This window comes from Devosia sp. (assembly GCF_017307565.1).
Lineage (GTDB): Bacteria > Pseudomonadota > Alphaproteobacteria > Rhizobiales > Devosiaceae > Devosia.
On sequence record NZ_JAFKHD010000326.1, the window covers coordinates 1 to 21,670 of the forward strand.

The 21,670-nt window shown below is 61.8% G+C and carries 21 protein-coding genes and 1 other RNA gene; 12 read left to right on the forward strand and 10 right to left on the reverse strand.

All coding sequences use genetic code 11. The annotated features are described in order from the left end of the window. The 5 genes from ligA to J0I64_RS11510 all read left to right on the forward strand — a co-directional run. The coding region (ligA, locus tag J0I64_RS11490; RefSeq protein WP_291408266.1) for an NAD-dependent DNA ligase LigA at positions 1-1,478 on the forward strand (1,478 nt) is incomplete at its 5' end. Positions 1,479-1,502: 24 nt separating this feature from the next. After that, positions 1,503-2,789, forward strand: a complete 1,287-nt coding sequence (locus J0I64_RS11495) for a hypothetical protein (protein ID WP_291408268.1) — start codon at positions 1,503-1,505, stop codon at positions 2,787-2,789. Beyond that, the gene (locus J0I64_RS11500) at positions 2,789-3,307 is read left to right on the forward strand and encodes a hypothetical protein (RefSeq protein WP_291408270.1); all 519 of its coding nucleotides are present in this window, start codon (positions 2,789-2,791) and stop codon (positions 3,305-3,307) included. Before J0I64_RS11495 ends, J0I64_RS11500 begins: the two co-directional genes overlap by 1 nt. Positions 3,308-3,321: 14 nt before the next feature. Beyond that, complete coding sequence (locus J0I64_RS11505; protein WP_291408272.1) at positions 3,322-3,789, forward strand: DUF3828 domain-containing protein; 468 nt, start codon at positions 3,322-3,324, stop codon at positions 3,787-3,789. Positions 3,790-3,944: 155 nt separating this feature from the next. Continuing rightward, positions 3,945-4,436: a hypothetical protein gene (locus J0I64_RS11510; RefSeq protein ID WP_291408274.1), complete on the forward strand. Its 492-nt coding sequence runs from the start codon at positions 3,945-3,947 to the stop codon at positions 4,434-4,436. Positions 4,437-4,520: 84 nt separating this feature from the next. On the opposite strand, the gene J0I64_RS11515 is transcribed toward J0I64_RS11510, so the two are convergent. Beyond that, positions 4,521-6,338, reverse strand: coding sequence for an aminopeptidase P family protein (locus tag J0I64_RS11515; RefSeq protein WP_291408276.1), 1,818 nt, complete (start codon positions 6,336-6,338; stop codon positions 4,521-4,523). A gap of 111 nt (positions 6,339-6,449) precedes the next feature. Between J0I64_RS11515 and J0I64_RS11520 the strand changes: the two genes are divergently transcribed. Continuing rightward, the gene (locus J0I64_RS11520; protein ID WP_291408278.1) at positions 6,450-6,584 is read left to right on the forward strand and encodes a hypothetical protein; all 135 of its coding nucleotides are present in this window, start codon (positions 6,450-6,452) and stop codon (positions 6,582-6,584) included. 119 nt (positions 6,585-6,703) lie between these two features. Further along, positions 6,704-6,835, forward strand: a complete 132-nt coding sequence (locus J0I64_RS11525; RefSeq protein ID WP_280114011.1) for a hypothetical protein — start codon at positions 6,704-6,706, stop codon at positions 6,833-6,835. A 134-nt stretch (positions 6,836-6,969) separates the two neighbouring features. On the opposite strand, the gene J0I64_RS11530 is transcribed toward J0I64_RS11525, so the two are convergent. Then, a complete protein-coding gene (locus J0I64_RS11530; RefSeq protein ID WP_291408281.1) occupies positions 6,970-7,839 on the reverse strand; it encodes a 50S ribosomal protein L11 methyltransferase in 870 nt (289 codons plus the stop codon). A gap of 95 nt (positions 7,840-7,934) precedes the next feature. Next, complete coding sequence (locus tag J0I64_RS11535) at positions 7,935-9,209, reverse strand: diguanylate cyclase (protein WP_291408283.1); 1,275 nt, start codon at positions 9,207-9,209, stop codon at positions 7,935-7,937. Here J0I64_RS11535 and J0I64_RS11540 point away from each other — a divergent pair. Next, on the forward strand, positions 9,180-9,599 hold the full coding sequence (locus J0I64_RS11540; RefSeq protein ID WP_291408285.1) for a hypothetical protein: 420 nt from the start codon (positions 9,180-9,182) through the stop codon (positions 9,597-9,599). The genes J0I64_RS11535 and J0I64_RS11540 overlap by 30 nt on opposite strands. Positions 9,600-9,760: 161 nt before the next feature. Here the strand turns inward: J0I64_RS11540 and J0I64_RS11545 are convergent, their stop codons facing one another. Continuing rightward, positions 9,761-10,078, reverse strand: coding sequence for a heavy metal-binding domain-containing protein (locus J0I64_RS11545; RefSeq protein ID WP_291408287.1), 318 nt, complete (start codon positions 10,076-10,078; stop codon positions 9,761-9,763). Between the two features lie 32 nt (positions 10,079-10,110). Beyond that, complete coding sequence (locus J0I64_RS11550; protein ID WP_291408289.1) at positions 10,111-12,447, reverse strand: ATP-dependent helicase; 2,337 nt, start codon at positions 12,445-12,447, stop codon at positions 10,111-10,113. Between the two features lie 201 nt (positions 12,448-12,648). On the opposite strand from J0I64_RS11550, the gene J0I64_RS11555 reads away from it, so the two are divergent. Further along, positions 12,649-14,823: an esterase-like activity of phytase family protein gene (locus J0I64_RS11555; RefSeq protein WP_291408291.1), complete on the forward strand. Its 2,175-nt coding sequence runs from the start codon at positions 12,649-12,651 to the stop codon at positions 14,821-14,823. Positions 14,824-14,980: 157 nt separating this feature from the next. Then, a complete protein-coding gene (locus tag J0I64_RS11560; protein ID WP_291408293.1) occupies positions 14,981-18,616 on the forward strand; it encodes an AsmA family protein in 3,636 nt (1,211 codons plus the stop codon). On the opposite strand, the gene J0I64_RS11565 is transcribed toward J0I64_RS11560, so the two are convergent. The 3 genes from J0I64_RS11565 to ssrA all read right to left on the reverse strand — a co-directional run bounded on the left by J0I64_RS11565 (position 18,597) and on the right by ssrA (position 19,802). Next, the gene (locus J0I64_RS11565) at positions 18,597-18,827 is read right to left on the reverse strand and encodes a ribbon-helix-helix domain-containing protein (protein ID WP_291408295.1); all 231 of its coding nucleotides are present in this window, start codon (positions 18,825-18,827) and stop codon (positions 18,597-18,599) included. The genes J0I64_RS11560 and J0I64_RS11565 overlap by 20 nt on opposite strands. A 15-nt stretch (positions 18,828-18,842) precedes the next feature. Next, entirely contained in the window at positions 18,843-19,334 is a 492-nt protein-coding gene (locus J0I64_RS11570; protein ID WP_291408297.1) for an SspB family protein, read from the reverse strand. A gap of 113 nt (positions 19,335-19,447) precedes the next feature. Continuing rightward, positions 19,448-19,802, reverse strand: a transfer-messenger RNA (tmRNA) gene (ssrA, locus tag J0I64_RS11575). Between the two features lie 150 nt (positions 19,803-19,952). Here ssrA and J0I64_RS11580 point away from each other — a divergent pair. Further along, on the forward strand, positions 19,953-20,483 hold the full coding sequence (locus tag J0I64_RS11580) for a thermonuclease family protein (RefSeq protein ID WP_291408299.1): 531 nt from the start codon (positions 19,953-19,955) through the stop codon (positions 20,481-20,483). 3 nt (positions 20,484-20,486) lie between these two features. On the opposite strand, the gene J0I64_RS11585 is transcribed toward J0I64_RS11580, so the two are convergent. Together J0I64_RS11585 and J0I64_RS11590 are read right to left on the reverse strand one after the other, a co-directional pair. After that, on the reverse strand, positions 20,487-20,687 hold the full coding sequence (locus J0I64_RS11585; RefSeq protein WP_291408301.1) for a YdeI/OmpD-associated family protein: 201 nt from the start codon (positions 20,685-20,687) through the stop codon (positions 20,487-20,489). 35 nt (positions 20,688-20,722) lie between these two features. After that, a complete protein-coding gene (locus tag J0I64_RS11590; RefSeq protein WP_291408303.1) occupies positions 20,723-21,121 on the reverse strand; it encodes a RidA family protein in 399 nt (132 codons plus the stop codon). A gap of 158 nt (positions 21,122-21,279) precedes the next feature. Between J0I64_RS11590 and J0I64_RS11595 the strand changes: the two genes are divergently transcribed. Beyond that, positions 21,280-21,670: DUF1003 domain-containing protein (locus J0I64_RS11595; protein ID WP_291408305.1), on the forward strand; the 391-nt coding region annotated here is incomplete at its 3' end.

Sequence of the window (21,670 nt, forward strand, 5' to 3'; positions counted from 1 at the left end):
AAGACCCGGCACCGACCCAGTTCGAAGCGGTCCAGAAGTTCGCCGATTGGGGTTTCAGGATCAGCCCGCTCATGGAGCGCGCCAAGACCGTCGAAGAGCTGATCGCGCACTATCACCGCATCGAGGAGCTGCGCTCCTCGCTCGGCTATGACATCGACGGCGTCGTCTACAAGGTCGACCAGCTCGAATTGCAGCGCCGCTGGGGTTTTGTGACCGGCGAGCCGCGCTGGGCCGTGGCGCATAAATTCCCGGCCGAGCAGGCCATGACGGTGGTCAAGCGCATCGACATCCAGGTCGGCCGCACTGGCACCCTGGCGCCTGTCGCCCGGCTTGAGCCCGTCACCGTCGGCGGCGTTGTCGTCGAAAACGTGACGCTCCACAATGAAGACTACATCAAGGGCATCGACAGCACCGGCAAGCCCATCCGCGGCGATGAGGCGATCGACGTCCGCGTCGGCGATACCGTCGTCATCCAGCGCGCTGGGGACGTCATTCCCCAGATCGTCCGCGTCGTGCTCGAAAAGCGTCCCGCCGAGGCGGTGCCCTATCAGTTCCCCGATACTTGCCCGGTCTGCGGCTCTCCGGCCGTGCGCGAAATCAACGAAAAGACCGGCAAGGAAGATTCGCGCCGCCGCTGCACCGGTGAGCTGATCTGCCCCGCGCAGGCCGTCGAAGGCCTGCGCCATTTCGTATCCCGCGGCGCGCTCGATATCGAAGGGCTGGGTGCCGAAAACATCGACACCTTCTTCAATGCTGGCCTGATCCGCATCGCTGCCGACATTTTTACCCTGAAGGATCGTCGCCCCGAGGTGCAGCGTGCCCTCGCCGAGCGTCGTGAGGAGCAGGCCAAGGCTCGCGAGGCGGCATCGGGCAAGACGCGCAAGAATGTGCGCGGCGTCGAAGAGCGCAACTATGAAGGCCTCGACAAGCTTTTTGCCGCCATCGACGCACGCCGCGATCCCGAACTCGATCGCTTCATCTTCGCCCTCGGCATTCGCCATATCGGGGAAACCACCGCGGCGGTGCTCGCCCGCACCTTTGGCTCGATCCAGAAGCTCGAAGACGCCGGCAAGGAAATGGTCGCAGCTGAAGACCCCATGACCATCTTCCCCTCGACCGACGGCATCGGCGGCACGGTGGTGGAGGCGCTCGTCACCTTCTTTGCCAATCAGCGCAATATCGAGGCGCTCGATGCTCTGCTGCAGCAGGTGCGCCCAAAGGACTATGTCGTCACGATTTCCGCCGACAGCGTCGTGGCGGGTAAAACCGTTGTTTTCACCGGCACGCTCGAAAAAATGTCACGATCGGAAGCCAAGGCTATGGCCGAACGGCTCGGTGCCAAGGTGGCCGGCTCTGTTTCTGCCAAGACCGACATTCTGGTTGCGGGGCCCGGTGCAGGGTCGAAACTGAAGACGGCGCAAGAGCTTGGCGTCGAGGTGATCACTGAAGACGAGTGGTTCGTGCGCGTCGGCAGATAGGCCGGCGTTGAGGGAGAGGGTCGAATGAAAATCTGGATGGCTGCCGCCCTGGCAGCGCTTGCCTTGCCGTGCGCCGCGCAAGCCGGTGAAATCGGCGATCAGCTTGCCGACCAGCTCTACGCGGGCACCGCAGCAAGTCTCAGCGAAAGGGCCGCCGCGCTCTGCGATCAGAACGAGAGCGATGCCTGTTTCGGTCTCGGTCTCGTCGAACTCGTCAGCGCCTACGAGACCCTGTCCCAGGCGCTCTATCGGCACGGCGCGGTCACGCCCAATTCGCCGGCCATGGCCATGCTTCTCGGCATCGGGCTCGATGGCGCCTCCGCGCCAGCCAATCCCGATCCGGAACCGCTGACCTATGAGGAGCTGCGCAGCATCCTCGAAGAGTTCAACGGCATTCTCGATACCGCCAGCGCTCACTTCCGCCGCGCCGGCGAAGGTGGCGAATTCGTCATTCACATCGATCCGCTGAAAGTCCGCATTGATTTCGACGGCAATGGCGAGGCCGGAGAGGGCGAGACCCTCGGCGCGCTGCTCGGCCAGGCTGGCGGTCTGATCGATATTCCCAACCACGATGGCCCGCCGCCCTCGGACAAGCCCAAGACGAAGACGCCGCCGGCACCCGACAGCATCGTCGGCTTCGACAATGCCGACGCCATATGGTTTGCCGGCTACGCCAATATCACCGCGACGCCCATCGAGCTGATGCTGGCTCACGATTTCTCGGGCTTCTTCAATGCCTATCTGCACCGCGTCTTCCCCAAGGCTGGTCTGCCGATGCAGGATTATTCGCGCGGCGCGGGCACCCTGATGATGGATGCCGACAGCGACGCATTCATTGCCGATATCGTTGCTGCCATCCACACGGTGGAGTTCCCGGTCATCGATGCGGCGCGCCTCGCCGCCGTGCCAGAGCGGCTGGCTACCATCACGGCCCTGTCGCGCCAGAACTGGAAGATGATCCTCGCCGAAACCGACGACGATCGTGAGCTGCTGCCTTCGCCGCGCCAGACCTCCCTCGTGCCCGACCGGCCGATCACCCAGGAGATCATCGATGCCTGGCTCGTCTCGCTCGACAAGATCGACCTGATCCTCAAGGGCGAGCTGCTGCTACCACACTGGCGCTTCAGCAAAGGATTTGACCTTAAGGCATACTTCGAGACGGCTACCAAAACCGATCTCGTCATGCTCTTCACCGGCCACGACGCTTTGCCGTATCTAGCCGATGGTCCCATCGCGGATGCGGAGACCTTCGCTGATCTCAACCGTGTCATGGGCGATGAATGGCCCATGTTTGCCCTGTGGTTCAATTGATGTTGCGCATTTCCCTTGCTCTTGCCCTTTCGCTGATGGCTCTTCCCGCTCTCGCGCGGCCTATACCAATCTTCGACAATCCGAAGGCGCTGCTCGAGGCGGTCTACGACCAGATCAAGAGCTACGAAGAGAGCTATTTTGACGGCACCTACGATCCCGATGCCAATTTCGACGACGTCGAATCCTTCTCTACCCACCTCGGCGCGCTGCTCGTGGAGGCCGACGAGAAGGTCCACGCCACCGGCAGCGAAATGGGTGCCCTCGATTTCTCGCCCTTCATCAATGGCCAGGATTCGAGCGATCAGACCTATGTTCTCTACGAGCCCAAGATAAAGGGTAGTCGCGCCGTTACCGATGTGGACATTATATCGGGAGGCCGGGTGCTCTATAAGATCACCTTTCATTTCGTCGATGAGGGTGCTGATCGTGGGTGGAAGATCGACGAAATCCTGCTGCCGAGCGGGGATGCCGCAGGCACATGGTCGCTTTCCGAATATCTGGCCGATCCACTGGCCTAACTGGAGTCTATCCAATGCGTCGTCTCGCGCTCATTCCCGCGCTGTTGCTGGCCTTCGCTGCGCCCGCTTTCGCCCAGCCCTATGAAACGCCTCAGGAGCTGCTGGAAGCGTTTTATGAGCCGTATTTCTCCGGCGATTTCCCCGAGTTCGAGGCCGATTTCCGCTCCGATGCGCTGAATGCGCTTTACGATGCCGATGCGGAAAACACGCCTGAAGGCGAAATCGGCGCGCTCGATTTCGATCCCTATATCGACGGCCAGGATTTCGACCTTGCCGACCTAGAGATCGGCACGCCGGACGAAGCCGATGGCAAGGCCACGGTGGATGTCAGCTTCACCAATTTCGGCGAGCCGCGCCATATCACCTATGACCTCGTCTACGAGAAGGGCGGATGGCGCATCGATGATCTTACCAGCAACGATGACGACTTCAGCTACCGCCTGACCGAGATCTTTGCCGAGGCCGCTGCACGCTGGCAGTAAGGCTTCGCCCTCCAGGGGGCGCCATATCACCATCCCCGGCCAGTTTCGGGGATGGTCTCCGCCCCGGGCGTAAACCTATCGAAGAATTCATCTGCCGGCCGCAATTCGGCCCTGCGTCGCCGCAATCGTGCGCCCGACTTGATAATGAGGGCACGATGAAACGCGCGATTCTCGCTCTACTGGTGCTGCTGGCGCCGCTGAGCCCGGCCATTGCCACCGAAACCTTTTCCGATCCCAAGGTGCTGGTGCAGTCCATCTATGACGGCTATCGGCCGGGCGCGCTGCGGGGCGACCCCGCGGAATACTATTCGGAGCGCCTGAAGGGCATTGCCGAGTTGGCGCAGGAAAATGCCAAGTTCATCCGCACCGCCGGTTCGGAGCCGGCCCCGGCAGCCGATCCGGCCTTCAACCCCTTCCTTCCGGACGCCAGCGCTCTGCTGTTCGATCTCAAGGTGGGCGATCCCGCCATGCTCGATGATCGGGCGGTGATCACGGTCACCTACCACAATTTCGATCAGCCCCGGCTGCTGGCGATTTCGCTGGTGAAGGAAGAGGACAGTTGGAAGGTCGATGATGTCGCGTCCATGGGCAGCGACGTGCCGTGGCTGCTGAGCTGGGCGCTCGCCGCCGATCCCTACGCGATGTGAGAAGAGTTTGTCGCCGCGCCTGCGGCGTCGACCGAGATTTACCCCGGCGCCCTGTGGAGCGCCGGGGGGGAGTACCAGAAGAACTTAGATCGCGGCGGTTGCGTGCTCCAGCCAGGTTTTCACCTCGCCAGAGACCTTGGGACCGATTTCGTCCCAGACGCGCTTGTGGAAGCCGTTGAGCCAGGTGCGCTCGGCTTCGGTCAGGAGGCTCAGGTCGATCAGCCGCGTGTCGATCGGCGCCAGCGTCAGCGTTTCGAATTCCAGATAGCCCGGAAAGGCCTCCGCTTCCTTCACCACCACCAGGTTTTCGATGCGGATGCCATATTCCCCGGTCTTGTAGTAGCCCGGCTCGTTGGAGATGACATTGCCGGCCTCGAGCGGCAACGGATAGCGCGGCGCGATGCCGATCGGTCCTTCGTGCACGCCGAGATAGGCGCCAACGCCGTGGCCGGTGCCGTGGTTGTAGGTGATGCCATCGGCCCAGAGGAACTGCCGCGCCAGCACGTCGATCTGCGCGCCGCTGGTGCCGCGCGGAAAGCGTACCATGGAAACAGCGATCATGCCCTTCAGCACGCGGGTGTAGCGGTCCTTCTGCTCGGCCGTTGCTTCGCCGGTTGCGAGGGTGCGGGTGATGTCGGTCGTGCCCGAGAGATATTGCGCGCCGCTATCGACCAACATGATTTCGCCGGCATTGAGCGTCCGGTCGGTCTTGGTCGAAACGCGATAGTGCACGATGGCCCCATTCGGGCCGGCGCCTGAGATCGTGTCAAAGCTGGCGTCGACGCAGCTTTCCTCCTCGCGGCGGAAGGCTTCGAGCGCGGTGACGATACCGATTTCGGTCAGTTCGCCCTTGGGAGCCTCGGTGTCGAACCAGCTGAGGAACTTCGCCAGCGCCACGCCATCAAGCCGGTGCGCCTCACGCATGCCGGCCAGCTCGGCCTCGTTCTTGCGCGATTTCGGCAGCAGCACCGGGTCGCGCTTTTCGATCAGGCGAGCGCCTGCACCGGTCAGAATTTCGGCAATGGCGATCGGCGCGCTGGCTGGATCCACGAGCACATGCTTTTCGTCCTTGCCCAGCTTTTCGAGGGCCTTGGTCAGCTTCTTGGCGGCTTCGATCCGGGCGATCCCTTCAAGCGCGCTTTCCAGCTCCGGCGTCACCTTGGCCGGGTCGAGAAACAGCGTGGGTTCGCCCTTCTTCGGCACCACGGCAAAGCCTAGCACAAATGGCGTGTTCGGCACATCACGGCCGCGAATGTTGAAGAGCCAGCAGATGGATTCGGGCAAGGTGAACACAGCGGCGTCGGCGCCGTCCTCGCCGAGCGTTTCCTGCAGCTGGGCAATCTTGTCCTGCGCCGACTGGCCAGCACGGTTGTGGCCGAGAATTTCGATGGCGCCGGCGGGCGGGGCCGGGCGGTCGTCCCAGACGCTGTCGATGAGATTGTCGTGCGACACGACCTTGGCGTAGCCCTTGAGCTTTTCCTTCAGGTCGCGCACCTCGCCCGGCGTGTGCAGCCAGGGATCATACGCGACGACCGTTTCCTTCTTCACATAGGGTTTTGGGTCGATGGCAAGGCTTGCCACTTCGTGCACGGTCACGAGCGCGGTGTCGGTCTGCGCCGGGGCCTGCAGCGTGTAGCGGCTATCAACGAAAAGGTGCGCTTCCTTGAGCCCGACAAGCGCGAGGCCGGCGGACCCGGTGAAGCCCGTCACATAGGCAAGGCGCGCTTCGCTCGCCGGCACGGATTCGCCGCGATGCGCGTCGGCACGCGGAACGAGGAAATAGTCGACGTCAGCCGCCTTCATCGCCTTGCGCAGCGCGGCAAGGCGCGGGGCCACCTGGCTGGGGTCGGACTTTTCCTCAAAGCTCTGGAATTTCGCGGGAGGGAAGGGGGCGGAGGTCATGATTGTCATCCCGAGGCCGGACTGCACTGCCGTCATGGCTGGCTTGTGGTTCTGACGCTGGTAAAGGCGCCCCACGACCCTATCTCATTGTGCGTAAGCAAGAGACGAAAAATGAGCAGCCGTAATAATTTCTTCCAGCGTGCCCTGAATGCCCTGATCGAGGGGCGCACCCGCCAGGCCGAGCGCTATCTCGCCCAATATGAACGGGATCATCCCCCTCTGGGCACGAAGGTAAACAGACATTAATCGCGCCTTGCGCGAGTGGCATGGCTGGTCTGTTGGTAAGCCTCTAACGCAAGGCTTAGAAAATAGGTAAAAGCCAATCTGACGCTAGGCAACAGACCTCGCGTCGCATGGAGTGAAAGATGACAGAGAGCAAGAACGGTTTCCGCAACGCACTGGGTGGTCTGATTGACGCTCGTGGTCGCGAAGCATCTCGCCAGGTCAGCTACCGCATGCAGCATCAGCTGATCGGCGCAGTAACCAAGCGCCCATAAACGGCAGCTAGTTACCTGTTGAAGATCCGACGATCCCCGAAGCCTGCTTCGGGGATTTTGCTTTTTCAGGGTCTCGTTTCCATAACAAAAGGGGCGCCTGCGCGCCCCTCGATGCTACCAGTCTGCTAACGAACTCAGCGCTTTTCCAGCACCAGCGTTGTCCAGTCCTTGCGCTTGAGATGATCCACCAGCTGGAAGCCGGCGAGCTCATAGGCGGCGATGACGCCATCGGCCTGGGTATTGAGAATTCCCGACAGAATCGCGGTTCCTCCCGGCTGGGTGATCTGACCCATGCCCGGCGCCAGCTCGGTCAGTGGACCAGCCAGAATATTGGCAAGGACTAGGTCATAAGGCGCGCGCGCCGTGATTTCGCTGTGCTCCAGGCCCGTCGCCTCGATCGCGTCGACATTGTCGGCGACGCCATTTTCCTGAGCATTTTCAACGGTGGTAACGACAGCGATCGGGTCGATGTCGGTCGCCAGAACCTTGCCGCCGAGCCGCTTGGCGACGGCAATCGCCAGCACACCCGTGCCTGTTCCGATATCCACCACCGACTTGGGCGTCGTGCGCTGCAGCAGCATCTCGACGGCTTCGAGGCAGCCAGTCGTGGTCTCGTGGTGCCCGGTGCCAAATGCCTGAGCCGCATCGATTTTCATCGGCGTCAGCCCTTCGGGAATGGGCCCAGTCTCGTGGCTGCCATAGACATAGAAGCCACCGGCGATGACCGGGGCCAGGCCCTCAAGCGACTTGGCCACCCAGTTGATCTCGGGATCAATCGCCTCGACTGAAAAATCCACAGCACCACCAAGCACTTGGTTGGCCAGCTCAGCAAAGGCATCGACGTCGGGCGCACCATCGCAGGTCGCCTCGAACACCCATTCGCCGGTTTCCTCGATCTCATGGGCCGAGGCGGTCAGGGCCAGGTCTTCGCGCTCCATTACGGCGTCGACCAGCGCATAGGCCTGTTCCTTGGTGAGCGTGGCAGAAAGCTGTTCGACGGACATGGCGGGGATCCCAGGTTATTTCGGCCTTAGTTGCGGCAGGTCGCACGGCGAGTCAATGCTCTCGCGTAGTGCATTGTTCCGAAAGGGAAATATCCTCAGGCCCGCTGCCGCGTCTCGGGTGAATAGCCCTGAACGACGACACGGTTTCTGCCCGTGCCCTTGGCGATGTATAGCCGCTGATCGGCGACGGAGAACATTTCGTCCCAGTCCATAGCGGAGCCTGCTGGGCGCATGGCGGCCCCGAAGCTAGCCGTCACGGTGAGACCGAGTTTGCCCTGCACGGGCGTCTCGCTCAACTGAATGCGTAGCCGTTCCAGCATGTTAGCGACCGTGTCTTCGTCAACACGACGGAGCACGAGAACGAATTCCTCGCCCCCGATCCTGGCCAGCGTATCGCCGGTCCGCAATGTGCTGTCGACCAGACGAGCCACGCCGGACAGAACCTCGTCGCCCACCGCATGACCATGGGTGTCGTTCACATATTTGAAGTGGTCGATGTCGAACAGCACCACCGCCATGGTCTCTCCGATCCGGTCGGCACGACGGAACATGGCATCAACGCGGCTCAGCAGCGCGCGGCGATTGAGCAGGCCCGTCAGCGTGTCGGTCTCGGCGAGGCGCCGCAAACGGCGGTTCAGGCGCCGTTGTTCTTCCTCGAGCGCGCGCTTCTCCGTGAGGTTTTTGCGAAGCACGCGGAGCCCACCGAAAATGTCGCTGACTTCCACGGCAGCGCTCCTGACGCGCTTGGGCTCGCCATGATCGCCGCCGGCAAGAGCAATTACCTCGTCATGCAGGCGCATGAGCGGGGAGAAGAGGGCGTTGCGGAAGGCTATGGCGACAATAGACAGTACCGCCAGGATGCCACCCGAAAGAAGAACCGAGCCTATCAGGCCCCGAAGAGCGTCTTCCGAATTGCGGTGCAGCGAAGCGATCGAGTGTTTGACGACGGCGGATCGCAGTTGCTCTGAGCTGCGCATGCCCGGCACGTAATTTTCCGTGAGTTGGGCTGCAGAAAGGGAGTTGTCCGCGGCGTGCATATCGGCGGCATCGAGAGCCGTGATCAGTGCGTCGTTAAAATAGTCGCGCTCTACTGCCTTCACCAGTTCGACGATTTCAGGATCGGGGAGGAGATTGGCCGCCATGCTGACGTTGGTGGACCAAAGATTTTTGATGATTCCCTCGGTGGCGCGCATACGCTGAAGGTAGAGCGGGTCACGTTCGGCAGGGGCAAGCAAGGCCATCACCACATAGGAGCCGAGCCGCCCTTCCTGATCACGCAAGGTTCCGGCGCTATTGGCTAGCATCAGTGCGCCAGCCAGGTCGGGCGATTCACGCATGATGTGCCCGCTGACGAGATCGCGAAGCGCCATGCTGCTGTCAGCGGCTGTGAACATGGCCATGATGCCCCGAGAGACGTCAAAGGGATCGCGCTCGGCAAAGGGCACATTTGCAGCAAAATCTACTTGCTCCCGGCCGTTCGCGAGGCGGGCGTGCAATTGCGCGTGGGCCGCACCGCATTCACTGTCGCTCAGAACGCCTTGGAAAACCGCCTCCATCCTCTGTATGGCAGCGTCGGTTTGAGCGCGTTTGGCGGTGAGTTCATTCTGTCGTTCGACGCGTTCGTCGTCCGTCGCGCCCATAGCGGAGTTCGCAGGGCCGCGCTCAGCGGAAATTGCGTTAGCAGCGTCGAGCAAAACGGAAAAACGCTCGAGCTCGGATGCGGCATGGGAGTGGCGCTGATAGTCTGCGAAATTGGATAGAGCGGAGCTGCCCCCAAGCAGCAAGCTGCCTACGGCTGCCGCGGCGATCCCCATCCATTGCAGGTGCTGAATTCTGAACACCGCATACCCTCATGCCTTTCAGGATAGATGCACGAGGAGTTCTCACAAGCGATAAACGCGCGTGGTTAATCGAATGGAGATCAGACGCGGACGGCGGTTCCGGAAACGGAGACCATCAACATGGAGCCGCCCTGACCCACCACTTCATAGTCGATGTCAACGCCGACAACTGCATTGGCGCCCTTGCGCTTGGCTTCGTTCTCGAGCTCGGCAAAGGCCTCGCGGCGGGCATCGCGCAGGGTGGATTCATATGCGCCGGCGCGGCCGCCCACGATGTCCCGAATGCCCGCGAACAGGTCCTTGAAGATATTGGCGCCGACAATCACTTCGCCGGTGACGATGCCGAGATATTCCCGGATCGGCTGACCTTCGAGGGTCGGGGTCGTCGAGATGATCATCGGCCGTATCTCCGTGGCGGTTGCACAGGGCGTTAGCCCTTTTGAATGAAGCTCTCCAGAACCTTCTTGGTCCCGGCCTTTTCGAAGTCGATCGTCAGCTTGTTGCCTTCGACGCTGACGATATCGCCATAGCCGAACTTGAGGTGAAAAACCCTTTCGCCCGGCTTGTAGCCGCTCGATTGGCCGCCGAGGTCGACCGATCGCGCGACCAGCTCACCCTCGCTGGTAAGAGGGCCGCCACCCTTGCGGTTGGCCTGGTTGGCGCGAGCCCGTTGCCAGCCGGGGGTCTCGTAGACGCTCTCGAACGGATCGGCCTTGTTGAAGCGCGAGGTTGCGCCGCCACCGTAGCCGTAGCCGCCATAGGCAGAGCCTCGATCGGTGACGACGACCGCGTCGGGCGGAAGTTCGTCGACGAAGCGGGAGGGCAAGGCCGATTGCCATAGGCCATGGATGCGCCGGTTCTGTGCCGCCGAGATGCGCACGCGCTTGCGGCCGCGGGTGATGCCCACATAGGCAAGCCGCCGCTCTTCCTCGAGGCCGGCGCGGCCGCTTTCATCCATGGAGCGCTGGCTAGGGAACGTGCCTTCTTCCCAGCCGGTCAGGAAAACGGTGTTGAATTCCAGACCCTTGGCCGAATGCAGTGTCATGATGGTCACGGCGTCGCTGGCTTCTGCGCTATCGCGGTCCATCACCAGCGAGATGTGTTCGAGAAAGCCGCCCAGCGTCTCGAACTCTTCCATCGAGCGGCTGAGTTCCTTGAGGTTTTCCTTGCGCCCCTGGGACTCGGCGGATTTGTCGGCCGCCAGCATGTCCATGTAGCCGCTCTCTTCGAGGATCTGCTCGACGAGCTGATAGGGCGGCAGGTTCTCGGCGCGGTAGGCCCAGTTGTCGAACTGGTCGACGAGGCCGCGCAGCGTCGTGCGCTGCTTGGGCTTCAGCTCTTCCGTTTCGATCAACATGCGGGTTGCCGACAGCAGCGGCACGTTCTGGTGGCGCGACGTTTCGATCAGCGTCTTCACCGTGGAATCGCCAAGGCCGCGCTTCGGCACATTGATTATGCGCTCGAAGGCCAGGTCGTCGGCCGGCTGGGCGACGAGACGCAGATAGGCGAGAGCGTCGCGGATTTCCTTGCGTTCATAAAAGCGCGGGCCGCCGACGACGCGATAATTGAGGCCCAGAGTGATGAAGCGCTCTTCGAGTTCACGCATCTGGTAGGAGGCGCGGACCAGAATAGCCATCGAGTTCAAAGGCTCGTTGAGGCGCTGATATTGCTCGATTTCTTCGCCGACCGTACGGGCCTCTTCTTCTGAGTCGTAGACCTGGGTGAAGGAGATCGGCTCGCCTGCCTCGGCGATGTCGGTGTGCAGCGTCTTGCCGAGCCGGCTTTCGTTGTGGGCGATCAGGGTCGAAGCGGCCTTGAGAATATTCGCCGTCGAGCGGTAGTTGCGCTCCAGCTTGATGACCTTGGCGCCCGGAAAGTAAGTTTCGAAGCGGAGGATGTTGTCCACCTCGGCGCCGCGCCAACCGTAGATCGACTGATCGTCGTCGCCAACCACGCAAATGTTGGCTTCCGAAGCGGGCTTCCCCTGCGCGAGCAGGCGCAGCCACAGGTATTGGGCCGTGTTGCTGTCCTGGTATTCGTCGACCAGCATGTATTTGAATTTGCGGTGATATTCGGCGAGCACTTCCGGATTTTCCCGGAACAGCCGAATGCACTCGAGCAATAGGTCGCCAAAATCGACCGCGTTCAGCGTCTTCAGGCGGGCCTGGTAGTTCGCATAGAGGTTCGGCACCCGGCCATTGGCGAAATAGCCGTTCTCGGCCGCCGGCACATCCTTGGGCAACCAGCCGCGGTTCTTCCAGCCATCGAGGAGGTTGGCGAACTGGCGCGCAGGCCAGCGCTTCTCATCGATATTCTCGACTTCGAGGAGCTGCTTGATCAGCCGGATCTGGTCGTCCGTATCCAGAATGGTGAATTGCGGCTTGAGGTCCACCAGTTCGGCATGGGCGCGCAGGATGCGGGCCGAAACCGAGTGGAAGGTGCCCATCCAGGGAAGGCCCTCGAAGTTCGGCACGAACTCGTGGATGCGCCTCTTCATCTCGTTGGCGGCTTTGTTGGTGAAGGTCACCGCCAAAATTTGGCTGCCCCATGCCATGCGCTGGTTGAGAATGTGGGCGATCCTGGTCGTCAGAACCCGCGTCTTGCCGGTGCCTGCGCCAGCGAGCACCAGCAGCGGGCCCTCGGTGGAGACCACGGCGTCGCGCTGCTCTGGATTCAGGCCGCGCAAATAGTCCGGCACCTGCCGGTTGAGCTGGCTTGTGATCGGCCCGCCTTGGGGGCGTGGCAGGGGGTGGGTTTCACCGGGCATTGAGGGCCTTTCCATCGCGGCACGCCTGGGGTGGCGCGCGCTGCGCGGGATTGACGAATCTTATTTTGTTCTCGTCTGCAATATAGGGTTCCTGCACTCCGATGTATAGGATGCCCCGCCGTCATCGAGCTGCCATTTATCCGTCATTGCGGAGTCGTCGCGCGGCTTTATGCGAGGTCCGTTCATCTCAGGGGACCCCACATGAATACGCAACGTTTGCTGGGCGCGCTCACTGCCGCGCTTCTCGCCTCCACGGTTTCGGCAAATGCCGCTCAGTACTTCAATCGCGTTTCAAGCTTCCCGGTCGCGCTTAATGCGCCCGAAGCCGAAGCAACCTCGTCGGAAATCATCACCGCCACCGACGATGGCCTCACGCTCATTTATTCCGACAGCCCCAATGGTGGCATCGGCTTCGTTGATATCACCGACGCCAAGGCCCCGAAGGCAGCCGGCTACATGGATATGGGCGGCGAACCCACCTCCGTGACCGTCATCGGCGGCAAGGCCTATGTGGCTGTCAACACCTCGGAATCCTTTACCAACCCGTCGGGCAAGCTGGTTGTCGTCGATATTGCCGGCAAGTCCATCGATGGTGAGTTCGAGCTCGGCGGCCAGCCGGATTCGATCGCCCACAACAAGGATAACACCATCCTTGCTATCGCCATCGAAAACGAGCGCGATGAAGACGTGAACGATGGCGCCATCCCCCAGGCCCCGTCGGGTTACCTGACCCTCGTGACGCTCACCGACGGTGCTGTTACCCAGGAAGGCACCAGACAAGTCGCGCTGACCGGTCTTTCCGCGATTGCTCCCGATGATGCCGAAGCCGAATTCGTCTCGTTCAACGACAATGACGAAGTCGCCGTCACCATGCAGGAAAACAACTATGTCGTTATCGTCGACGCCAAGACCGCGACTGTGGTCGGCGGCTTTGACGCTGGCGAAACCAGCGTGGCCGGCGTCGATACCAAGAACGACGGCAAGATCGACTTCTCGGGCGAAACCAAGGTCGTTCCGCGTGAGCCGGATGCCGTCAAGTGGCTCGACAATGATCGTCTGATCACCGCCAATGAAGGCGACTGGAACGGCGGCTCGCGCGGTTTCACCATCTTTAATCGCGATGGCACGATCCTGTTCGACTCGGGCAATGCGCTCGACGTCAACGCCGCCCAGATGGGGCACTATCCGGACTTCCGCAACAAGAAGGGCGTCGAGCCGGAAGGCCTCGAAGTCGCGACCTTTGGCGAGACCAAGTACATCTTCATCGCTGAAGAGCGCTCCTCGCTGATCGCCGTCTACAAGGACACTGGCGCTGAGCCGGAATTCGTCCAGTCGATGCCGTCGGGCATTTCGCCGGAGGGCCTCGTGGCCATTCCGGAGCGCAATCTGCTGGCGACGGCCAATGAAGCTGACCTGCGCGGAGACGGCCTCGCCGGTTCGCATGTCATGATCTACGAACTCGGCGAAGGCGAACCGACCTATCCGCAGCTCGTTTCCGATATTGGCGAAGACGGCCATCCGATCGGTTGGGCGGCGATCTCCGGTGCCGTTGCTGATGCCGACAAGCCCGGCATTCTCTATGCCGTCAGCGATAGCGTGCTCTATGGCGCACCGGCCATCTATGAAATCGACGCGACCGCCCGGCCGGCGCGCATCGTCAAGAAGACCATCGTCACGCGAAAGGGCCAGACGGCCCAGAAGCTTGACCTCGAAGGCATCACCCTCGATGGCAAAGGCGGTTTCTGGCTGGCCAATGAAGGTGACAGCGACAAGCTCGTGCCGCATGCCCTGCTGCACGTGAACGCCGAAGGCGAGATCATCGGCGAAGTCGGCTTCCCGGTTGGCCTGCTTGCTGGCCAGAAGCGCTTTGGCGCTGAGGGTGTTGCTGCCATTGGTTCTGGCGACGAACTGACCCTGTGGGTCGCGATGCAGCGTGAATGGGGCGATGACGAGAAGGGCTTTGTGAAGTTGCTTTCCTACAAGCCTTCGACCAAGGAATGGGCTGCGGTCCGCTATCCGCTGGAAGCTGCGCCGGAAGGCGGCTGGGTTGGTCTCTCGGAAATCACCGTGCATGGTGACCATGCCTATATCGTCGAGCGCGACAACCAGATCGCCGACAAGGCTGGTCTCAAGGCCATCTACCGCGTGCCGGTCGCCGAACTGGTCGGTGCCGAGCTGGGTGGTGCGCTGCCCGTCGTGACCAAGGAACTCGTCCGCGACTTGATCCCCGACCTTGCCGCCAACAACGGCTATGTCGTCGACAAGGTCGAGAGCCTTGCCATCGACTCGACCGGCAAGGGCTATGTCATCACCGACAATGACGGCGTAGATGACTCCTCGGGCGAAACCTTCTTCTGGACCGTCGATCTCAACTAGGCCGACTTTGAACGGATAATAAGCGGCCGGGCGAAAGTCCGGCCGTTGTCGTTTGAACGGATTGGATTCTCATGCGGAAATTCGTGTGCCCTGCACTTGCACGGGGGCAGCAAGTGCCTACACTCGCGCCAGGAATCTGACAGGCAGTCGAGAAGCAGTGCTCAATCGAATCTACATTATCGTTGGGCTTGTTGCGATCGTGGCGCTCGCCAGCGCGTTTATCGTGCCGCGCTTTATCCAGTGGGGCGACTATCGCGACCGCATGGAACTGCTTGCCGAAGGTGTGTTCGGCACTGACGTGACGATCCGCGGCGATATCGACTTCGCGCTGCTGCCTGCGCCGCGCCTTGCATTTTCTGACGTGATCATCGGGCCGGCCGATAAGCCCGCTGCCACGGTTGGGGCTATCGAGGCCCAGTTCGCGCTGATGGATTTCCTGCGCGATCAATACAACCTTTCGGCGCTGATCCTCAAATCGCCCTCCATTGCCTTCGAGCTCGATGACAACGGACTTCTCGTCAGCGGCATCGATCTGTCTGCTGCGGGCGACGGGGTTTCGCTCGATCAGGCGCGTATCGAGAACGGCCGCCTTACGCTTGCGGACAAGCGGGCAGGGGCGAATTACGATCTTACCGCGATCAACGGCGACCTGCGCCTCGGCAGTTTCTCGGGCCCCTTCCAGTTCCAGGGCACGACCAGGCTGAACGGCAATGCCTATAGTTTGCGTCTCAATAGCGGCCTGGTCGATGCTGGCGGGACCGCGCGCGTTTCTGCGTTCGTTGGCGATGCGGCCAAGGGTGCGTCGCTCTCGCTCGAGGGGACTTTGGCGACCGGGCAGGCCCCGAAGTTCGACGGCACCATGATCCTCAAGCAGACGCCCCCGCAAGTCGATCGCGCCGATCAGATCCGGGGCAACCTGGTGCTTGAGAGCAAGGTGACGGCCTCAACCGACCGCATCGTGCTCAATGGCTATACGCTTGTCCCCGACGAGAACCGGGCCGGTATGCGCCTGACGGGTGCTGCCAGCGTAAAGCTTGGCGCGCGTAGCAGCTTCGAGGCGGTGGTATCGGGCGGCGTTTTCACACTGCCGCCGCGCGATGCCGACGAGGACACGAGCACGAGGCCTTACGAGCTGGTGCGCCTGTTGGGGGAATTGCCCGCGCCGCCGCTACCGCCGATACCAGGTTCGGTGGGTATCGATCTGGCCGAGATCGGTCTGCGCGGCACTTCGTTGCGAAACGTGCGCGTAGATGCCAGCACTAGTGGCTCGATCTGGACGATTTCTCGCGCCGAGGCTGAACTGCCTGGGAGCACCAAGGTCAACCTGTCGGGCGCCCTGCGGAACGACAGCGGCATTGTCGGCTTCAACGGCGATCTGAAGATCGCGACCTCGCGGCTTGATGCTCTCAGCCAGCTTTGGCGCAAATCGAATGAAGACAGCCCGCTCTTCAATGTGCCGGCGGAACTTTCGGGGCAGGTGATGCTCGCGGGCGATGCGCTCGGCTTCTCACATGGCCGGCTGCTACTGAATGGCAAGACGCATGTGCTGGAGCTGCGCCTCGGCTTTGGCGACGAACCGCGCCTTGATCTGGTCGGACGCTTTGACGATCTGGCGCCGGGCGACAGCGCCATAGTTGGTGCCATGTTCCCCGATCCGAATACGGATCGCACTTTTGGCGTCACCTTCCCCGAGGGCAGCTTTTCCATCAATAGCCAGACCATTCGCGTGTTGGGCCTGGAGGCCAAGGACATGCAGGTCGAAGGCAGCTGGTCCAGCTCCGGCCTGCGCTTTTCCAAGATCGTCAGCAGCGATTGGGGTGGCGTTGGCGTGACGGCTAGCGGCGACCTTGCGGGAACTCTCGCAAATCCCATGCTGACCGGCGCAGGTCATGTCGAAATCGCCACGGCGTCCGCTCCCGCGCTCGATGCGCTATACAGCTTTGTGGGCGTGCCCGGCTCCTGGCGTCCGGTGCTAGGTCGCTCGATGCCCGCTTCGCTCGATTTCCGGCTTGCCGGCGGCGATAACGCTGGGTCACAGCGCTTTACTCTGAATGGGACGACCGGCGTTGCGCGGCTTGATCTCTCAGTCGATATGGCTGGCGGGCTGAGTAGCGTTGCATCGGAGCATATTCAGATCGTCGGCTCGCTCGAAGCCGATCAGGGCGGCGAACTGGTGCGACAGCTCGATGCTCTCGATGCGCCGCTCTTTTCGGGCGATGGCTCCGCCTTCCTGAGCTTCTTTGCCCAAGGGGATTCAACGGCGGGCTTTGACGCGCGCCTGTCGATCAGCCAGGGCGATGAAGTCCTCGCCTATGCGGGTGAACTCGCGGTGCTGGAGAGCGGCGAGTTGACGGGTACAGGCACTGTCGATGTCTCGCTAGAAGATGGATCCGGTCTTGCATCTCTCGCCGGAGCCAATGGCATCGGGGTTGGAGCGCTGGAGGCCAGCGCGGGCGTTGAGTTTTATGGCACGCGTTCGATTGCGGTTACCGGTATTGCGGGGGCATCTGCCGGCGCGGCGTTCTCCGGCGACATTGCCGTCGAGCAGGTGGCGCAGCGTCCGAGTATCGATGGCGATTTGCACTTTGATCATCTACCGGGTGAGGGCCTTGTGGCTGCACTCTTTTCGCCTTCTGCGCTCGTGGCCGGTAACGACGTCTGGCCCGAGGGACCATTGGCCTCTGGAAACACAACGCGGCCGACGCGGGGCTCGATTGCGGTGACGTCGGGAGAAATCGGTATTGGCGAAGCCGTGGTGACCGATGCAGCGTTCGACCTGGTCTGGGATCCGCAGACCCTCTCCATTTCCAATTTCAAGGGTTCCGTCGGGGGCGGCGGGATCACGGCGACCATCAGCCAATGCTGCGCCGGGCCACTGACGGACCGCACGGTGACCGGCCGGTTGGCCATCGATGACGTCGACGCCAAGGCCATTGCCCCGGCAAGCACGACGAACGGTTTTTCCGCTCGGGTCACCGGCAGCACCAGCTTCAAGGGCACAGGCGCTTCGCTGGCCGAAGCCGCGCGCACCCTGGCAGGCGACGGCCACTTCACCCTTGCGGGCCTGTCGATCGAGAAGTTGAACCCAGCGGTCTATCCGGCCCTTGCGGGCCTGCAGGACGTACTTCATATCGACGCGGATGCGCTCAACATCCTGATCGATCAATCGCTGGGGCAGGGCCCGTTCAGGGCCCAGACGGCCAACGGCGCGTTCACGATTGCAGGCGGCACGCTGCGCCTTTCCAATCTGATCATCTCCGGCAATGGAGCGCGGCTTGCCGGCGGCTTGGACATTCCACTGTCGAGCCTAGGCCTCAATGGCAGCTTCGTGCTGACGCCCTTCAACTATGTCGATCCGTCGGGCCTGATCGAGAATGACGCGGCGCGAATTACCGCGCAGCTGCAAGGTACGCTCATCGCGCCGGTCGTGACCGTCGATACATCAGAGCTTGTGGCGGCCGTGCAGGTGCGCGCCAATGAGCTGGAAGTCGATCGGCTGGAAGCTTTGCGTCTTGAAGACGAAGCCCGCCAGCGCGCGGCGGCCGAGGAGCGTAATCGTCTTATCGAGGAACAACGGCGGAAGGCGGCGGCGGACGCTGCGGCGCGGGCGGCGGCTGAGGATGCAGCCCGTCGAGCGCTGGAAACGCAACCGCAGACCGGCCCTGCTGAGCCGACCGTTGCGCCCGCTGACGTGACGCCGGAAACGACAGGGCCATCCCTGCCGCTCAATCTCGGCTTTCAGCCCGGCGTGAACAACAATTTCGGAAATCCGGTCAATCAGCCGCTTCGATAGGCTGGTTCGAGCGCGCACGATACCAGGCGAGGATCGCCAGCCGGATCGCGGAAGAGAGGTTTGCGGCCTCGCGCGTTTCGTCGATCTCGCGCACCAGGGCAGCAAGGCTCAGAGCGCGAACAGTCGCGATCTCTTCGAGGGCGAGCCAGAATTCGGGCTCAAGGGCGATTGAGGTTCGATGGCCGGCGATCGAGAAAGACCGCTTCTGCATCACGGAACCTGACGGTCAGGGCTTCTTGCGGAAGGCGTCGAGGCTCACGACCTTTTCGCCGCTCTGCTCGCCGGCCGGGCTTTCGCCCTTTTCGGCGTTTTCTGCCTGTGCATCGGCTGCGTCTTCTTCGGAGCCGTCATCGCGCGGGGCCGTTGCCGGATCGAACTGCAGGCCGAACTGCACGGAGGGATCGAAGAAGCCCTTGATAGCAGCAAAGGGGATGACCAGCGTTTCGGGAACACCGTCAAAGCTGAGCCCGACTTCGAAGCCAGTCTCGTTGACCTTGAGGTCCCAGTACTGGTTCTGCAGCACGATGGTCATTTCCTTATCGTACTGCGTGAGCAGCTTTTCGCTGAGGCGCACGCCGGGCGCGCGGGTCGCGAAGGAAATGAAGAAGTGGTGCTCGCCGGGAAGACCAGTGCGGGACACTTCGGCCAAAACCTTGCGCACGACGCCGCGCAGGGCTTCCTGGGCGAGAATGTCGTAGCGCAGATGATCTTCGGCCATTTTTGTTCCTTGGTCGTCGCTATTTCGGGAAGAATCCCGAATGGCCCATATCAGCCTCACGTTCCCGAACTTTTCAAGGACTAAGGCACAAGTGTCGGGCGGAATAGAGGAAAAGTGCAGGCTTCTGTTGCCAGGTGCCTGCGAACCCCGCCTGTCGCCCGGCTAGGAGCGGAGGACTTTAATTCCCAGTGCTAGCACCGCTTACGCGGCGAGAGCGACCGGAGCCTTATTGTTGTCATTAGCAACTATAAGTTTTGGACCGATAACGGTGGTACCTCACCGAGCAAAAGCACACTCTTTACGCCCTCGTCGATCCTATTTCGTCCCCATTGGCTCCCCCGAAAGGGGAGATGGTGGAGACGCCGGGTACCGCCCCCGGGTCCGATGGGTTTATTACAATGACAGTTTATCGCCATAGCCCCGAAGGGCAGGTTCTATATAGGTGAGGGCGGGGCGGGATGCAAATGCCGGGTGGAACAAATTCCGCAATGTTTGAACCTTCAGCAGGCCGCGGACCAATTCGTCGACGCCGGTAGATCCCGTACGGATTAACCCCGAATATACCCGCCCGAGGCCTACTGCCAAACCATCAGACCAGTTCCGGTGGATGGATTCGGCGTGGCGACGGACAGGCAGTTCTTTCAGGACAGGATCAGACGTGGCAGGCGGCGGGCATGGCTCAATCTGCCCATAACCCCCATTTTCTTTGGCATCCTGATTGTCCTTGCCGCCTTTGGGATCAGGGAAACCGGCGTTGCCTCGCTGCTCCTCGATTCGCCGGCGCCGATCGTCGGCAGCGTGTCGGCGCGCAGCTTTGATCTTTGCACACGCGCGCCGCGTGTCACCTGCGTTGTCGACGGCGACACCTTCTGGCTCGACGGCACCAAGATCCGCATTGCCGATATCAACACGCCGGAAACCGGCCAGCCTCAATGCGCCGCCGAGGCGATCCTTGGCCGCAGGGCGACAGAACGACTGGTAGAGCTGCTCAGCGGCGGCCCGTTTGACCTGCGCGCCGCTGACCGCGACGAGGACCAATATGGCCGCAAGCTGCGGATCGTCGAGCGTGACGGGCGCTCGGTGGGGCAGGTGCTGGTTTCGGACGGCCTTGCGCATGAATGGCGCGGCCGGCGCGAGAGTTGGTGCTGAGCCTCAGCGCCGCCAATCCATCCGCATATAGACAAAGCCCTCTTCCAGTTCTTCGAGCATCTGGGAGAGGCGCTTTTGCTTGGTTTCGTCCTGCTTGGCCTTGTTGATCCAGAGCAGGTAGTCATTGCGCTGGTAAGCTGGGCGCGCGTCGTATTGCTCGCGCAGGCCGCGCTCATCGAGCGCCGCCCGCACAAATTCAGGCATGTCCTCGCGTTTCCGCAGCGGACGCAATACCGGGCTCACGGCAGCACGGCCTGAGCTTCGATCTCGATGAGGAAATCGGGATTGGCGAGGCCAGGCACGCGGAGGCCCGTGACCGTCGGCGGGTTGGGCCGATTGCCCCACACGGCCATCCAGGCGCCGAAGGCTGCCCGCAGGTCGATATCCTGCTGCATGATGATGGTGGTTTTGACGAGGTTCTCGACCGTCGCCCCGGCTGCCGCCAGCACTTTTTGCATGTTGGCGAGGGCCTGTTCGGTCTGTTTGACAACATCGCCCTTGAAGACGACTTCGCCCTTTTCGTTGACGCTGTTCTGGCCGCCAATGAGCAGGATGCGGGCATTGGCCGGCAGGATGATGCCCTGCGAAAAGACCGGACTGCGGTACATATTGGGCGGATTCACATATTCAATGGTCATGATTTCCTCCGTTTTGAACGACAGGGCAGTTCTGGGCTGGGCTCCCGCCATCACCTGTCAGCAGGTTTGGCGGTATTCTATTACCGCGCGCATCTGATTGATACGCTTTGGCAATCTCGCGCTAGAGTAAGGCAGTACGCGGTTCTTGCGAGTCTCACATGTCAAACGATCATGCTGCCAAGATCGCTCACGCCGCCGAGACTTATTTCGGCAAGGCGGAGCAGACCCTCACCGAACGCGAACGCGCCGTGGTCGAAAGGGCAGTTCGCCGCAAAACCCTCGCGCATGACCCGATGGTGGCCTTCGACGACAAGCTGACCGTCGGGCAGAGGCTTGCCGATGGCGTAGCCGCTTTCGGAGGCTCCTGGACTTTCATTGCCGGTTTTGGCGTGTTCCTGGTGCTCTGGACCGGGATAAACATCATCCTCGCCCGCACGGCCTTCGATCCTTATCCCTTCATCTTCCTCAACCTGATGCTCTCCATGCTCGCCGCCATCCAGGCGCCGGTGATCATGATGAGCCAGAACCGCCAGGCGGCAAAGGATCGAG

Coding starts and splice junctions, on each gene's coding strand:
- J0I64_RS11555 (WP_291408291.1), top strand. CDS start 12,649: ATGAATACGCAACGTTTGCTGGGCGCGCTCACTGCCGCGCTTCTCGCC.
- J0I64_RS11585 (WP_291408301.1), bottom strand. CDS start 20,687: ATGCCTGAATTTGTGCGGGCGGCGCTCGATGAGCGCGGCCTGCGCGAG.
- J0I64_RS11590 (WP_291408303.1), bottom strand. CDS start 21,121: ATGACCATTGAATATGTGAATCCGCCCAATATGTACCGCAGTCCGGTC.
- J0I64_RS11510 (WP_291408274.1), top strand. CDS start 3,945: ATGAAACGCGCGATTCTCGCTCTACTGGTGCTGCTGGCGCCGCTGAGC.
- J0I64_RS11500 (WP_291408270.1), top strand. CDS start 2,789: ATGTTGCGCATTTCCCTTGCTCTTGCCCTTTCGCTGATGGCTCTTCCC.
- J0I64_RS11505 (WP_291408272.1), top strand. CDS start 3,322: ATGCGTCGTCTCGCGCTCATTCCCGCGCTGTTGCTGGCCTTCGCTGCG.
- J0I64_RS11530 (WP_291408281.1), bottom strand. CDS start 7,839: ATGTCCGTCGAACAGCTTTCTGCCACGCTCACCAAGGAACAGGCCTAT.
- J0I64_RS11550 (WP_291408289.1), bottom strand. CDS start 12,447: ATGCCCGGTGAAACCCACCCCCTGCCACGCCCCCAAGGCGGGCCGATC.
- J0I64_RS11495 (WP_291408268.1), top strand. CDS start 1,503: ATGAAAATCTGGATGGCTGCCGCCCTGGCAGCGCTTGCCTTGCCGTGC.
- J0I64_RS11565 (WP_291408295.1), bottom strand. CDS start 18,827: ATGCAGAAGCGGTCTTTCTCGATCGCCGGCCATCGAACCTCAATCGCC.
- J0I64_RS11545 (WP_291408287.1), bottom strand. CDS start 10,078: ATGATCATCTCGACGACCCCGACCCTCGAAGGTCAGCCGATCCGGGAA.
- J0I64_RS11535 (WP_291408283.1), bottom strand. CDS start 9,209: ATGGCGCTTCGCGATCTCGTCAGCGGGCACATCATGCGTGAATCGCCC.
- J0I64_RS11520 (WP_291408278.1), top strand. CDS start 6,450: ATGAGCAGCCGTAATAATTTCTTCCAGCGTGCCCTGAATGCCCTGATC.
- J0I64_RS11525 (WP_280114011.1), top strand. CDS start 6,704: ATGACAGAGAGCAAGAACGGTTTCCGCAACGCACTGGGTGGTCTGATT.
- J0I64_RS11570 (WP_291408297.1), bottom strand. CDS start 19,334: ATGGCCGAAGATCATCTGCGCTACGACATTCTCGCCCAGGAAGCCCTG.
- J0I64_RS11515 (WP_291408276.1), bottom strand. CDS start 6,338: ATGACCTCCGCCCCCTTCCCTCCCGCGAAATTCCAGAGCTTTGAGGAA.